At 46.4% G+C, this 15,081-nt stretch carries 12 protein-coding genes and 1 riboswitch; of the genes, 2 read left to right on the forward strand and 10 right to left on the reverse strand.

Annotation, left to right across the window (positions count from 1 at the left end):
- Positions 1–97: 97 nt before the first annotated feature.
- From NSQ66_RS25120 to NSQ66_RS25150, 7 genes are all read right to left on the reverse strand, one after another.
- The gene (locus tag NSQ66_RS25120) at positions 98–829 is read right to left on the reverse strand and encodes an NADPH-dependent oxidoreductase (RefSeq protein WP_256717607.1); all 732 of its coding nucleotides are present in this window, start codon (positions 827–829) and stop codon (positions 98–100) included.
- A gap of 210 nt (positions 830–1,039) precedes the next feature.
- Positions 1,040–1,582 (reverse strand): GNAT family N-acetyltransferase, encoded by a 543-nt coding sequence (locus tag NSQ66_RS25125; RefSeq protein WP_051491088.1) that lies wholly within the window; start codon positions 1,580–1,582, stop codon positions 1,040–1,042.
- Positions 1,583–1,620: 38 nt separating this feature from the next.
- Positions 1,621–2,550, reverse strand: a complete 930-nt coding sequence (locus NSQ66_RS25130; RefSeq protein WP_081382462.1) for a metallophosphoesterase — start codon at positions 2,548–2,550, stop codon at positions 1,621–1,623.
- Between the two features lie 57 nt (positions 2,551–2,607).
- Positions 2,608–3,399, reverse strand: coding sequence for a DUF3891 family protein (locus NSQ66_RS25135; RefSeq protein ID WP_051491089.1), 792 nt, complete (start codon positions 3,397–3,399; stop codon positions 2,608–2,610).
- A 210-nt stretch (positions 3,400–3,609) separates the two neighbouring features.
- A complete protein-coding gene (sdhB, locus tag NSQ66_RS25140; protein ID WP_036679800.1) occupies positions 3,610–4,374 on the reverse strand; it encodes a succinate dehydrogenase iron-sulfur subunit in 765 nt (254 codons plus the stop codon).
- 75 nt (positions 4,375–4,449) lie between these two features.
- A complete protein-coding gene (gene sdhA / locus NSQ66_RS25145) occupies positions 4,450–6,192 on the reverse strand; it encodes a succinate dehydrogenase flavoprotein subunit (RefSeq protein WP_076099370.1) in 1,743 nt (580 codons plus the stop codon).
- Positions 6,193–6,237: 45 nt separating this feature from the next.
- Positions 6,238–6,903 (reverse strand): succinate dehydrogenase cytochrome b558 subunit, encoded by a 666-nt coding sequence (locus NSQ66_RS25150; protein ID WP_036679804.1) that lies wholly within the window; start codon positions 6,901–6,903, stop codon positions 6,238–6,240.
- 404 nt (positions 6,904–7,307) lie between these two features.
- Here NSQ66_RS25150 and NSQ66_RS25155 point away from each other — a divergent pair, with 404 nt between their 5' ends.
- A complete protein-coding gene (locus NSQ66_RS25155; protein ID WP_036679806.1) occupies positions 7,308–8,210 on the forward strand; it encodes a LysR family transcriptional regulator in 903 nt (300 codons plus the stop codon).
- Positions 8,211–8,733: 523 nt separating this feature from the next.
- Here the strand turns inward: NSQ66_RS25155 and NSQ66_RS25160 are convergent.
- Together NSQ66_RS25160 and NSQ66_RS25165 are read right to left on the reverse strand one after the other, a co-directional pair.
- Positions 8,734–9,405, reverse strand: a complete 672-nt coding sequence (locus NSQ66_RS25160; RefSeq protein ID WP_036679808.1) for a TrkA family potassium uptake protein — start codon at positions 9,403–9,405, stop codon at positions 8,734–8,736.
- 13 nt (positions 9,406–9,418) lie between these two features.
- Positions 9,419–10,777: a TrkH family potassium uptake protein gene (locus NSQ66_RS25165; protein ID WP_254924578.1), complete on the reverse strand. Its 1,359-nt coding sequence runs from the start codon at positions 10,775–10,777 to the stop codon at positions 9,419–9,421.
- A gap of 64 nt (positions 10,778–10,841) precedes the next feature.
- A riboswitch (cyclic di-AMP (ydaO/yuaA leader) is annotated at positions 10,842–11,017 on the reverse strand.
- Between the two features lie 320 nt (positions 11,018–11,337).
- Here NSQ66_RS25165 and NSQ66_RS25170 point away from each other — a divergent pair.
- The gene (locus tag NSQ66_RS25170; protein ID WP_339279455.1) at positions 11,338–13,014 is read left to right on the forward strand and encodes a CPBP family intramembrane glutamic endopeptidase; all 1,677 of its coding nucleotides are present in this window, start codon (positions 11,338–11,340) and stop codon (positions 13,012–13,014) included.
- A gap of 98 nt (positions 13,015–13,112) precedes the next feature.
- Here the strand turns inward: NSQ66_RS25170 and uvrC are convergent, their stop codons facing one another.
- On the reverse strand, positions 13,113–15,065 hold the full coding sequence (gene uvrC, locus NSQ66_RS25175) for an excinuclease ABC subunit UvrC (RefSeq protein WP_305953519.1): 1,953 nt from the start codon (positions 15,063–15,065) through the stop codon (positions 13,113–13,115).
- Positions 15,066–15,081 lie beyond the last annotated feature (16 nt).

The raw sequence follows: 15,081 nt of genomic DNA on the forward strand, positions 1-15,081 counted from the left end.
TAAGCGAGAAATTAAATAATGCACCAAGCGTTATTGGTTTAGGGGCAGGGTTCACCCTCCGTTAAACCAATCTCAGCTTGGTGCATTTTTTGTTTATTTACAGATTATCACAGCTAAAACCTTGTTGTTTCAGCGTACGTTTCGCATCTCCATATTCCGGGTTGATATCATAAAAATGAGCAATCGTACTGGTCCAATCTCTCTCCGTCATCCCCTGCTGCTGCAAGAATTCACGGTGGGTTTGATTATACGCCTCCAGGAGGCCTTGTACGTCCGGATTGTATTGCTCCTCATGAAATATAGCTTCCAGTGGCAGCCGCGGCTTCTGAGAAACCTCCTCCGCTGGGTATCCCACGCATAGGCCGACGACAGGGAATACGTACTCCGGCAGCTTCAGCAGTTCAATCACACCCGCTGTGTTGCGGCGCACACCCCCAATAGGAATGATGCCCAGTCCCATGGATTCCGCCGCTGCAATCGCGTTAGACAATGAGATTCCCACATCTGTAGCTCCAACCAAAAGTGCATCCACATCTTTTACGGCTTCAAAAGACTTGCCTTCCAGCTCACTAGCTACTTTAGCTCTATAAAAATCCATGCAAAATACCAAAAAAACCGGTGCTGCCGCTACATGCTTCTGATTTCCGCACAAAACTGAAAGCTGCTGCTTACGCACAGGATCTTTGATGGCGATTATCGATACCTGCTGTCCATGAACCCATGACGGTGCGGCTTGAGCCGATTCAATCATAATTTGTAGCTTCTCTGGCTCCACAGGCTGGTCTGAATATTGCCGGAAAGAACGATGATTTTTTAATGTTTGTACCACTTCATTCAAAATGTTACGCCTCCTTGGTCATTCCACTCCATAGTATGTTAATCATAAACGATCGGATTCGGTACTGCCAATCACTTACGCTACTCTTTTCAATCAAAAAAAATGGACCCGAATGATCGGGTCCCAAAGCAGTATATTTTTAAAAGGGGGTCATGTACTTAGTTTAACCGCACACTGTTAGAGTTTGATAACGGCATTATTTCATTTGTGTAACAATGTGAATACTTTCATTACATCGTCCAAGGAGCCGACTTTGGGCATCACCCGCTCCAGCTTCATACCGTTCTTGAGCATCACACGTTCCGATCTAATATTATCTCCTGTGCAGCGTCCTTCGATCCTTGTTATCCCAAGGGTATGAACACTATAGTTCAAAAACAAACCCACGGCCTCCGTCGCCAGCCCGCATCCCCACCATGCCGGGTCCAGCATATATCCTAAGGTAGCTGTGCCCTCACGGCGGTTCCAATTCTGCAAAGCCACTATACCGATCAACCGCTGCTGCCCCTTTAAATAGATCCCGGCATGCAGCGCACAAGGATCGAAGGCAAATAACATCCGGTTTACCAGCTTCTCCACCTGGGCAGATGCTGATCCAGGGCCAGAGCGTACTAGAATATGGCGCTGCACATCTGGATGGGAGAGCAGCTGCCGCAAAGCTAAAACATCCTCAGGCATGATCAGCCTCAGATCAACTGCTAAACCATGTTGTGTCTCTAACAACACTGCTCCATAGGTGCTCATCTTCTCTCCCCTTCCGTGCAGCTAAAATTCCAGCCTAATCAGCTCATGGACCGATGCAGCGTCAGAACCGTTAATTCTGGCCTACACAATAACCGAAAAGGCATGTATGTCTCTCCAAACCCTCTATTCACATACACAGGCATGGCTTTGTCTTCTGTATAATACAATCCATTTATGTATTTAAGAGATCCATAAGGTGTAAATGGCGCACCTATAAAGGGCAGGCGAATTTGTCCGCCATGACTGTGCCCGGAAAGCTGTAGATCAAATGAATAGGCCTGTGCGGTATCCGCATAATCCGGCTCATGCATCAAAAGGACGTTAAAGGTTCCTTCAGGAACACCAGTAATTGCTTTCGCTGGGTCGGGTTTACCGTGTAACAGATCATCCAGACCCGTAACCGCCATGACTGCCCCGCCTCTTTTTAGAAGGTAGGATTTATTCCTCAGCACCCGGAAGCCCGCAGACTCCAGCAGCTCGGTAACCAGCTGGGTATTCTTGTAATCATGATTGCCTAATATCGCAAATTTACCCAATGGCGCACTTAACGCTGCCAGCACCGGTACGGCTTCAACAAGATCCTCAGGATCGCTGTCCACAATGTCACCCGTGAAGCAAATAAGATCCGGTTCAGCTTTGCTTATATGTTTAGCGAGTCGGGCCAGATCCCTGGCATCCTTATTAAATCCGAGATGCGTATCACTGAAATGAACAAGCTTCATCCCTGAAAAAGCCGAAGGAAGCTCCTTAAAACGCAAGTCCAGCTTAGTGACCTCAATCCAGTTCGGCTCCCCCTGCCATGCATATCCGCTTGTAAGCAATCCTGCGCCGATTACAGCAGCCGCACTCCGAGTCAGGAACTGCCGGCGGGTAATTGTAGACTCGCTACCAGAACGCCCCTTAGAGGGGTCCTTGTGGATCTTATCGCCATTCTTATTGGGAGAAGCCCCAGACGATTGTATCTTCATAGGGAGATTCTCCTTTCTTTACCTTTTCCCCGAAAAACAGACGGTCCAAATAATAACTTATATATTATTTCGGGCAGTTAGAACAATCCGGCATTCTTCTTCCGGAGTTTCGCTGTAAGCGCGTGCAATCCCTTTTTTTGCGATTTCTGATTTTTGAACTCGTCTCAGCATAAATGCTACTTCCAGGTTTTTTACAAAAGGAAACGGTTCAAGCATTAACGTTGACTTATCCTGCCACTCCGCTGTGATAACACGACCTGACGTAAAACTGAAATCTTCAGTGCCTGAGAACCCTTCACGCCACCATGGATGCTCCTCTGATTTCGGACACCCCGGCTCATTTAAGGCCAAATACAAGGACAGATCATCGCAGAATTCTAAAAGACGGGCATCATAATACAGCTCATCTTCTCCGATAGGCTTAGAAGCTTCAAGCTCCCGATGGATACGTGCTCTGCGTTCCTCTTCATGTTCTTGATATAACGTTAGTTCTGGATAATCGAGTCCCGAAATCTTAATAAGCCGCTCAAAATGCAAGCTGCACAGCAACGCTCCGTACGGTGTGTGTTCCTCGATCTCATCTAATCCACGCTTATAAAAGGTCAACTTAGGCACTACAGGAAAATCAATAAAGGTGTAGGGTGCTTGCTCCGCATCATTCCAGAAAGGGGTCTCATCGAGATCAATCCAACCCCTATCATGCTGGGCTACTGCCCACAGTACCTCTTCCCGGCGTCCTTCAGTTGGCACATGCTGCTCTTTGAACCCAATGGCCAGCTCTCCGGCAAGTTTCCCGTGATCATGCTGCTTAACCATTACAATTGCTCCATCTTGCTCCCGACAAATCACGATTATTCCTCCTTGTTCCACAGCTAACATTACGTTAACAATGGATATTATAGCATAAATTGGTCAATATTCTGAACTTGCTCCAGCCCTGCAAGACTTTCCCGCCTCAAGCAGATAAGAGAGTCTTAACAACATAAAAAAAGCTACCCCCAGCGAATGGAATCCACTTTGAGGATAGCTCAATAGATAAACATTTGGCGGTACTATTAATTACACACCTAACCAACGTTTGAACATATGCTTCGTTGTTTGCTTGTTTATTTCTGCAATAGATGTCGTAAGAGGAATCCCCTTTGGACAAGCGCGTACACAGTTCTGTGAGTTACCACAGCCATCGATCCCGCCATCCTCCATAAGAGCGTCCAATCTTTCGTCAGCGTTCATTTCACCTGTAGGGTGAGCATTGAACAGACGTACTTGAGAAATGGCTGCCGGTCCGATGAAATCCGTCTTTTCGTTGACATTCGGACAAGCCTCCAAACATACGCCACAGGTCATACATTTGGATAATTCATAGGCCCACTGCCGTTTTTTCTCCGGCATCCGCGGTCCCGGTCCAAGATCGTACGTACCGTCAATCGGAATCCATGCTTTCACCCTTTTTAGCGCATTGAACATCCGGGTACGGTCAATGACTAAGTCACGCACCACCGGAAATGTCTTCATAGGCTCAATGCGTACAGGCTGCTCCAGATTGTCTATAAGTGCAGCGCAAGCTTGGCGGGGTTTGCCATTAATCACCATGGAGCAAGCTCCGCACACTTCTTCTAAACAGTTGGAATCCCAGCATACGGGAACTGTGCTGTCACCTTTGGCATTCACAGGGTTACGCTGAATTTCCATCAAAGCACTGATCACATTCATACCTGGACGATAAGGAAGTTCAAATTCCTCGACATACGATGAACTTTGTGGATCGTCCTGGCGGGTGATGATAAACTTTACGTTTTTGGGAGCTGCAGCTGTTTCCGCCATAATGGTTCCCTCCTCAAATTGCCTGATTTTATTTCATGAAGCTTGCCTCGCAAGCTATTCTGTTACTGGAAAGCATTAATCCTTCGAATAATCGCGTACCCGTGGAGGAATCAGCGAGACATCCACTTCATCGTAGGAGATTTGTGGACCCTCTGCAGTCCAGGCTGCTTTTGTGGTCTTCAAGAACTCCTCATCATTACGATTTGGGAATTCCGGTTTGTAATGTGCACCACGGCTCTCATTCCGCATAAGCGCTCCAAGTGTCATCGCTTCGGACAGCTCCAGCATATTCCAGAGCTGGCGAGTGAAGGCCACACCTTGGTTATTCCAGCGCGATGCATCATTCATATTGATCTTGCGATAACGCTCCTTAAGCTCTTTGATTTTGCCAATGGTCGCTTCCAGCTTCAGATTGTGCCGCACCACGGTCATATTGGCGGTCATCCATTCGCCCAGTTCCTTGTGAATCACATAAGCATTCTCTGTACCTGACATCGCTAACAGAGATTCATATTTGTCCGTTTGCTTTTTGTGGAAGCTATCGAATACGGAAGAAGAGATATCCTGCGATGATTTCTTCAGGCCTTTAATGTATTCAACAGCCTTTGGTCCTGCGACCATACCGCCGTAAATAGCAGATACCAGTGAGTTGGCGCCTAGACGGTTCGCTCCATGATATTGATATTCACATTCTCCGGCTGCAAAAAGACCAGGAACGTTCGTCATTTGATTGTAATCAACCCACATGCCGCCCATAGAATAGTGTACAGCCGGGAAGATCTTCATTGGTATTTTACGGGGATCATCCCCCATGAATTTTTCGTAAATTTCAATAATCCCGCCAAGCTTCACGTCCAGCTCTTTCGGATCCTTGTGAGAGAGGTCCAAATACACCATGTTCTCGCCATTAATGCCCAGCCCTTGATCCACACACACATTAAAAATTTCACGTGTAGCAATATCGCGCGGCACCAAGTTACCGTAGGACGGATATTTTTCTTCGAGGAAATACCACGGTTTCCCGTCTTTATAAGTCCAGATACGGCCGCCCTCGCCACGTGCCGATTCCGACATCAGGCGGAGCTTGTCATCTCCCGGAATAGCGGTTGGGTGAATCTGGATAAATTCTCCGTTGGCATAATGTACACCCTGTTGGTACACCGCACTTGCAGCTGTCCCTGTATTAATAACGGAGTTCGTTGTTTTGCCAAAAATAATACCCGGCCCGCCGCTTGCCAAAATAACAGCATCCGCAGGAAAAGTCTCAATCTCCATCGTCTTAAGATTCTGGGCACTGATGCCGCGGCATACACCTTCGTCGTCGATGATAGCCGAAAGGAACTCCCAGTTCTCGCGTTTAGTTACGAGACCTTCAGATTCCCAGCGGCGCACCTGCTCATCCAACGCGTACAGCAGCTGTTGGCCTGTTGTCGCGCCGGCAAAAGCTGTACGGTGCCGCTTCGTTCCGCCGAAACGACGGAAATCGAGCAGACCTTCCGGTGTGCGGTTGAACATAACGCCCATCCGGTCCATAAGGTGAATGATACCTGGCGCAGCTTCACACATCGCCTTAACCGGCGGCTGATTCGCCAAAAAGTCACCGCCATAGACAGTGTCGTCAAAATGCTCCCAAGGGGAGTCGCCCTCACCTTTTGTATTTACCGCGCCATTGATGCCGCCTTGCGCGCATACGGAGTGTGATCTTTTTACAGGAACTAATGAGAATAAATGGACATGCGCACCAGCTTCCGCTGCCTTGATGGTAGCCATCAAGCCGGCCAGACCGCCGCCCACGATAATGATATCGGATGTTGCCATGATAGTTCACTCCTTTTATCGAAAATATCAGAAAGGATTCTTAAATTAAATGAAGGTCTTTATGGACTGGGCAATAGTTGCTGCAGTTTGAAATTCACTGTCACGGAAAGTAACCAGCGAAATCAGGAACATGAACGTTACTAAGACAAATATGCCAAGACAGAGGTAAGAAGATACCCGCTGTGCACGAGGACCGACGGTAATTCCCCAGCTGATTAAGAAAGACCAGAGACCGTTCGAGAAGTGGAAGCATGCAGCAACGATACCGATAATATACAGTGTCAGCAGAAGTGGCTGAGTCACGATATCGTGCATGAGACCGCCTAATTCTTCGTGCTCCACATTACCCACTGCCACCTGAACCCGTGTTTGGAACAAGTGCCAGACGATAAAGATAAAGGTAACAATACCTGTAATCCGTTGCAGGGTATAACGCCAGTTTCTTTCAATGTTGAAACGGTTCAAGTTCGGCTTGGATTGATACGCAATATAAAGTCCGTATACCCCATGGTACAGCAGAGGAAGCCATATACCGAACAATTCCAGGAAGAAGACGAGCGGTAAGCTGTTCAGCCATAACACGCTGTCAGTGAAACCGGAAGCGCCACCCTCTACAGCCGCAAAATTCGTCATCATGTGCTCAATGAAGAAGGCTCCAAGTGGGATAACGCCTAGCAAGGAATGAATCTTTCTGGAATAAAATCCTTTCATACAAAGTAACCCCTTTCCGATTAAAACAGCGTTTTCATTAATGGGTATTCACCGCCGGAACTACATTTGACACAGGATAACGTTGACAATCCAATGACATAATTCCTTAATTTACCGTTATCCTAGAGTTTACCGGACTTAGTTTTATTTTTCACAAAATGTGAATATCTTGTGTCACTTTTCATGTTACTCTTTTTTCGCTTATAAGGGAATTGCAATCTAATTATTAAACGTTATACAATAAACGCATAAGAATAGATTTTATATGATAATAATTCTCATTTAGCGAAACAACATTTTCCGACATAACCTGATTTTCCTTATGTAATAAGAACAGTTACCCTTAAGGCTATGAATTTCATCACTACTGATCATACATCGCACTAGGAGAGGAACCTCAATATATGTTTGACGATTTAGATGTTTTTGCAGCAGTTGTGGAACATTCCAGCTTAAACCGGGCCTCACGCCAGCTCAATCTATCCCAGCCCGCCTTGTCTCGCAAAATTTCTAAACTCGAGGAACGTCTGGGGGTCGCACTGTTTAATCGTTATGGCAAACGACTGGAGTTAACCGAGGTTGGGCGTCTCACTTATTCCTATGCGCTTGAACAACGGCAGCAGCGTTCCAAGTTTCTGGAAGCCCTTTCTAAATTCAAAGAGGGGGAGCCAAGGCTTGTCACCTTGGGGGCTAGTCTTACCTCACTGCAGACCACGCTTCCGCCGCTGGTTAACGCTTATATGGACAAATATCCGACCGCAGAGCTGAAGCTGATTACAGGCCGAACGCATGAGATCGTATCCTCAGTTAGTGAGGGGAAATCAGATGTAGGTCTGATCGCTTCCTCTATTCAAGAACCTGGGTTACGCTGCATTTCTCTGTTTGAGGATCAATTGCGACTGGTCGTCTCAGAGCAGCATCCTTTAAATTTATCTTCCAAGCTAACCATGGATAATCTATCCCGGCTGCCTATGATTCTCTTCTCAAAGGGGACCTGGTACCGGCGCCTGACGGACGATCTATTCCAGCGCTGCGGGATTGATCCCGATGTGCGCATGGAGATTGACTCCTTCGAAGCCATCGTGCGGCTGCTTCCGACTGTCAAAGCGGCTGCGTTGCTGCCAAAGTCTTATCTGCGTCCAGAGCTGCTGAACGGCGGCGGACTGGTGTCCTTACATATCAAGGAGCTGGAGCAGACTCAACGGACCACCTGCCTGATTTACCGTGACGATGGAAGCATGAGCACGGCGGCTCGCAGTCTGGTGCAAGTAACCGAAGAGATGTTTCTGACAGAACGTGAGCAGTAAAGCCGGACCAAATGAATCAAGGGGCGCACCTATTGATCTCCAAATGAGGCAATAAGTGAAGCACTTATCGAAAGATTAGGGGATTTATCCCTAAAATTCAGAGATTTTTGTTCAGAAGACTTATAATTAGGGAAAACTTCCCTAATTTTTGGCCGATTCAGTAGCTAATAAGGAATCCCTCTAATTATTAGGGAGAAATTCCCTAATTTCGTTTATTTAGAGCGAATAGCGGCTGTTTTCAGGGAAGTTTTCTCTAATTAGTTCACACCCACTCTGTACATCGTACAAACAAAGAACGCATCTCGCCCATAGTCCACTGTCACAGATACCACAAATCATCTACTACAGCCGTACGAATATCACACCTAGTAACTCGCCCACCACACACCCCAATAGCACAGATCACTACGCGTGATCTATAGTCATATGGCATAGTAAAATCCATTACTTTTCCTACTCTTTACTCCATAAAAAAGAAGCTGCCCCCAAGTAGAATTCACTACTTTTGAGTCAGCTTCTTTTACTATGATTCTTGGTTCACAACTTCACTCTCAAAACGGTCAATACTTTCATTAGGACCAATGAGTACCATAACATCGCCTTCACTTAAATAATCATGGGCAGTTGGAGCGACGATTATTCCGCTTTCCCTATTTAGGGCAACAATGCTGCAGCCATATTTAGCTCTTGTATTTAAATCGGACAAGCTTCTGCCGTTCATGCAGGATGGCACGGTCAGCTCGACAATTTTATAATCCTTGGACAGTTCAATATAATCCAGCAAATTGGGCGTCACCAGCTGGTGTGCCACACGAATCCCCATATCCCGCTCCGGAAAAATAACCCGATCAACCCCCAGCCGCGACAGTGCGCGGCCATGAAGGATGGAGATTGCCTTAGCCACCACTTGCTTGACTCCAATCTCCTTTAACAAAATGGCCGCCAGAATGCTTCTCTCCATATTGTCACCAATCGCAACAATCCCACAATCAAAGTTCCGTACACCAAGCGAGCGCATAATTCCCTCATCTGTAGCATCTGCTACTACCGTATGCGTCAGCTGATCGCTCATTTCCTCCACGCGTTCTTCATGGTGGTCAATGCCGAGCACCTCGTAGCCCATTTCCATCAGCTCAAGCGCCAGGCTTGAACCGAAGCGACCTAAGCCGATTACTACAAATTGCTGTGCTTTCATTTCTAATTAACTCCTATCCAATAATTATTTTACCTTCAGGATACTTATACAGTGGTTTACCCTGTTTGGGACCGAGTGCATACGCCAAGGTTAGTGGACCTAGCCGACCTGCAAACATCGTCAGACAGAGTAGAATCTTACCGATCGCTGACAGTTCCGGAGTTAGCCCCATAGTCAGTCCTACCGTAGCAAAGGCGGAGGTCGTCTCAAACAAGATTGCCAAGAAATTACTGTCTTCAGTTGTGGAGAGTATCATCGACACAGAGGCGATTAACAACAAAGCCAGCAGTGTGATCGTTAATGCCTTGTAGATGCGCTCTTGAGCCAGCCGATAACGGAACAACACAACATCTTCCCGTCCACGCAGCATAGCAATAACAGCACCAATCATCATCGTAAAGGTTGTTGTCTTGATCCCGCCGCCCGTTGAGCCTGGAGAAGCACCAATAAACATAAGAATCACTATAAAAAATTGTGTAGCCTGCCGAAGTCCAGCAATATCAACTGTGTTCGCGCCAGCCGTACGGGGAGACACGGATTGAAAGAAGGCTGATAATATTTTACCGCCAAAATTCAGTGAACCTAGGGTACGAGTGTTAGTAAACTCGAATATAAAAATAACCAGAGCTCCGATCAGAATCAGCCCTGTGCTGGTGGACAGGACAACTTTACTATGTAGAGACAGCCTGCGGGTTACCCGAAACTCCACCAGATCTGACATTACAATAAAACCAATCCCGCCGGAGACAATCAGAAACATCACAATAATATTCACAAGCGGATCATATACATAATCAGTTAAACTGCGAAAATCCCCAAAAATATCGAACCCCGCATTATTAAACATAGACACCGCATGAAATATGCCAAAATAAATCGCTTTTCCCAGTGGCATATCAAAAGCCCAGCGAATAGACAGCAGCAAAGCGGCACAGCCTTCTATGACAAGAGAATATATAAGGACTCTCCGGATCAGTCGCACAATTCCTTCCATAGAGCCTTGATTCATGGCTTCCTGTAGGATTAGCCTGTCCCGCAAAGAAATTTTACGCTTTAACACCAGTGAAAATAGAGTGGCCATGGTCATAAAACCTAAGCCGCCGATCTGGATCAGGATCATAATTACGGTTTTCCCAAAAATCGTGAACGAAGTTCCGGTATCCAGCACAACAAGTCCTGTTACACAGGTTGCCGAAGTTGAAGTAAATAATGCATCAATAAATTCCACGGAATTCCCGCTTGTGCTTGAAATGGGCAACATAAGCAGCAAGGCCCCTATCAGAATAATCGATGCAAAACCAAGCACCAGTATCTGCGGCGGCGAGAGCTTCAGAAACTTAAATTCAGAAATCCTGCGAAACTGTGAAGCCACTATGCTCACCTTCTTATCAAAAATTCCAACAAAAAAAGCACTGGAAAACCAATGCTGACTTGGTTCCTGCAGTAAATTAGCCTACGAGGTTAGCTGACGGATTCGGACTGTGCAGGCTGCCCTATTCGTTCCTAGAACGAAATTCACCCCTGATGAAAGTGCCATTTATCTTGTACACTCCACTTTTCATCACTTCTTATGGTTCCCCCGTTTTCACCAGAAATTCGGCTACTATACAATTGCATACAAATTATATACGTTATTTAGTGAATTCACAAAGACACAATTAATGCTCATTCACATGAAAAAATGCGGTTTAAAGAGACTGCATCAAATGGAGTACCTTTTCTCATCACTTTTCCGTGTTTTCCCTGCAATTACACCGATTCTCACCATTCGTACACAAATGAACACGATAAAATTCATGGTATAAATTCACATGACTATTCTATACTATCTCTATTACCCATAAAAAGAACATATAATGTTTTTTGTAACCAGCCAGGCACTAATACTATAATGGAACATAACATTGTCAGTACATAACAAGGAGGCGTTACATGAATCCCGTCGGCCAGCCCCTACAGCAACGTGCCCTCTCCAAGAGGCTCATCATCTCGGGCATTATCGGTCTTATTCTATTTATTATGTTTCAGATTTCCCCTTCGCTGCTAAGCAGCTCTACAGGGGAAGATACCACCGTTATTAGCAAGGCAGAAGCCCGTGACCAAGCCGTATTATTCGCAGAACAAAAGCTCAATTACACCGAAGCACCAAACGATCAATGGAATGTACTTTACGAGACGGACTCTTCCTTTTATGGTTATATGTCTCGCGAGAAGCTTGTGGAGGACTACACCAAGAAAAAATTGGATCAAAAATATCCTTTTGATGTCTTTCGTGCAACGCTTACTCCGTCAGCGGATCAAGAGCCGCAAATCATCGTTGACCTCAATATGTATACCGGCGAGATTGTCGCTTTCTCAAAGGCTGCAAAAGTTGCCTCCGAAGAGGGGTCTGGCATTGCTTCCGTTGGTGCAAAAGAGGACAAGGGAGCTGACCTCACTCTAGCGCAGAAGGAGAATCTTGCTCGTCCTTGGCTTCAGGAATGGGAAGTAAATCCTGCCAAGCTACAAATTGAATCGAATACAGGAAGCCATGGGCTAGTGTATACGGATAGTACTGTTCAGGTCGGCGAATCCTTATTGCACTATTATTTTGATTTCAGTGGAGAGCAGGTCTCCAGCTTTAATGCCGGATTCACTGCACCAGCTTGGCATACCTCCTACGTACAAGGACAGACCTCTTTAGCGGAAAAGCTAACATTATTCGGTTACGGTATACCCACACTGATTTTAGGAATTCTGGCACTCGTCTACAGTATTCTTAGAAGAGAGCATACTTCCTTTAAACGTGGAGTATTCCTAAGCTCAGCCTATTTTGTAATCATGATGATCAGCACCTATAATATGCTGCCTGAATCTACGGGCGAAGGGCTAGAAGCACAGATTACCTCTGTCATTATGTTTATCATTTATGCTTTGTACAGCCTGCTGATGTCCTCCTTGCTCTACTTCTCTTTAGTGGGCGGCAATGGCTTATGGCGAAAAGAGGAAGGCATGAACCCTTGGCCCCGCGCCAAAGAGCCCGGCTATGGACAATATGTGTTGGACAGTATCCGGGCTGGTTACATCTGGGCTTTCATTCTGCTAGGGGTGCAGACGGTTATGTTCATCATATTATCGTTTACCTTGCACAATTGGTCTACTACAGACGCCACCCAATCTCCTTATAACATGAGATATGCTTGGCTTCTGCCTATCGTCGCATGGCTCGCTGGTTTATCTGAGGAAGCCATTTATCGCTTTTTCGGAATTCCTATGCTGAAAAAGGTGTTCCGGAACACTTTTGTCGCTTGCTTGATCACCACGCTGGTTTGGGCGTTTGGCCATACGTTATATCCGATCTATCCCATCAGCTCCCGTCCCATTGAGCTGACCGTAATCGGGCTGCTGTTCAGTTATATTTTCCTTCGTTACGGATTTATTGCTGTCATGTTCAGCCACGTCGTGTTTGACAGCATCCTGATGGGCGCTACGCTGATCTTTATGAAGGAGAGCGTAAATGTAGGCGCGGGTATCTTCGCGATTATTATGCCGTTCATAGTCGCTTACATCGTCTATCGATTTAATCCACCACAGAAACCTAAGCCGGTGGAGCCTTCTTCTTTGATTTAAGAAAATAAAATAGTGTACATCCTATAACCAAATTAAAAAAAGGGCATCATAGCAGCTTTAGTCGCTGCTGTGATACCCTTTTTCTTTTGTCATCATTGCTATGAGGTTGGCTCTTCGTCCTTGAGCGCATCAAGAATTTGTCTTGCCAGCTTTTCTCCAATAGAAAGTGTACGGAAATCATCCACGGAGGCTTCTTTAATTTTCTTAAGCGATCCGAAATGCTTAAGCAACGCTTTACGGCGCTTCTCACCTATACCAGGTATAGAGTCCAGCTTGGAGGTAACCATGGACTTCCCGCGCTGTTCACGGTGGAAGGTGATCGCGAACCTATGGACCTCATCCTGAATCCGTTGCAAAAGGTAAAATTCCTGACTGTCCCGGGCTAGCGCGACAGGTTCTGGCGGATCTCCAACCAAAAGCTGAGCCGTCTTATGCTTATCATCCTTAACAAGGCCGCAGACCGGAATGAATAATCCCAGCTCATTCTCCAGAATATCAATAGCAGAGGAGATTTGCCCTTTCCCGCCATCGACCACGATAAGATCCGGTATCGGAAGATTCTCCTTCAATACCCGTTCATATCGCCGCCGAATGACCTCGCGCATCGTTCCATAATCATCCGCACCCACTACCGTACGAACCTTATATTTACGATACTCTTTTCGTGCAGGCTTGCCATCAATGAAGACAACCATCGCTGAGACCGGGTTAGTCCCCTGAATGTTCGAGTTATCGAACGCCTCAATGCGGCTCAAGCGTTCAAGACCCAAGCTCTCACCTAAGCTGATCGCTGCTCCAGAGGTACGCTCTTCATCCCGTTCAATCAGCCGGAATTTCTCGTCGATAGCCACTCTTGCATTTTGACAGGCCATGCCAACCATCTGCTTCTTAAGGCCGCGTTGTGGCACAAGCACCTTAATGCCCAGCCACTCCTGCAGAATGGAGGCGCCGCCGGCGGCATCCACGATCCCAGCTGCAGCAGCTTCCTCCGCCGCCGTCGAACGTGCCTCAGCCTCTTCAGCCGATTCAGGAGTATCTTCACCCTGTTGTAAATCCGCTTCTGCTGGAGCAGCTATCGTGATCTCAGGTTTAGCCTCTTTATTAGCCAGAGACTCCTCATCGAGCACATCCGGCAGCAGAATCTCCTGCGGCAAAGCGGGATTATCACTGTAATACTGCGTCACATAAGACATAAAGTCACTGTAGGCTTCACCATAGAACGGGAACACGGAGGAATGGCGCTGGATCATCTTCCCTTGTCTCATGTACAGAATCTGTACACACATCCATCCCTTGTCTACAGCATAACCAAATACATCCCGGTCCTTAGTATCTGTAGTGTTGATCTTCTGCTTCTCCATCAATGCATCGATATGGATAATCTGATCCCGCAGTTCCTTCGCCCGCTCAAAATATAACTCCTCAGCAGCTTCCTGCATTTTTTGCTGTAAATCCTTTTTAACCGCCTCATGACCTCCGCCTAGAAAAGCAGCGATATCCTGCGTAATCTGCTCATACTCGGATTTCTGAACCTCCTTCTCACACGGTGCCAGACACTGGCCCATGTGATAGTAAAGACAGACCTCCTTTGGCATCACACCGCATTTACGAAGCGGGTACATACGATCTAGGAGCTTTTTTGTCTGCTGAGCAGCATAAGCATTAGGATAAGGGCCAAAATATTTTGCTTTATCTTTAATCACCCGGCGTGTAACCTCAAGGCGCGGGTGAGTTTCATTCGTTATTTTTATATAAGGAAACGTCTTGTCGTCTTTCAAAAGCACATTATAACGCGGCATATGTTTCTTAATCAGATTACACTCTAGAATGAGCGCTTCCATGTTACTGGACGTAACGATGTATTCGAAATCAGCAATATTAGCGACAAGCCGCTGCGTTTTACCATTATGACTGCCTGTAAAATAAGACCGCACCCGATTCTTGAGTACCTTCGCTTTGCCCACATAAATAATAGTGCCTTCCTGATTCTTCATCAGATAGCAGCCAGGCAGATCGGGTAGTAGTGCCAGTTTATTGCGGATATTGTCCAAAATGATCCCCTCCAGC

The organism is Paenibacillus sp. FSL H3-0329, from assembly GCF_037963285.1.
Lineage (GTDB): Bacteria > Bacillota > Bacilli > Paenibacillales > Paenibacillaceae > Paenibacillus_AQ > Paenibacillus_AQ odorifer.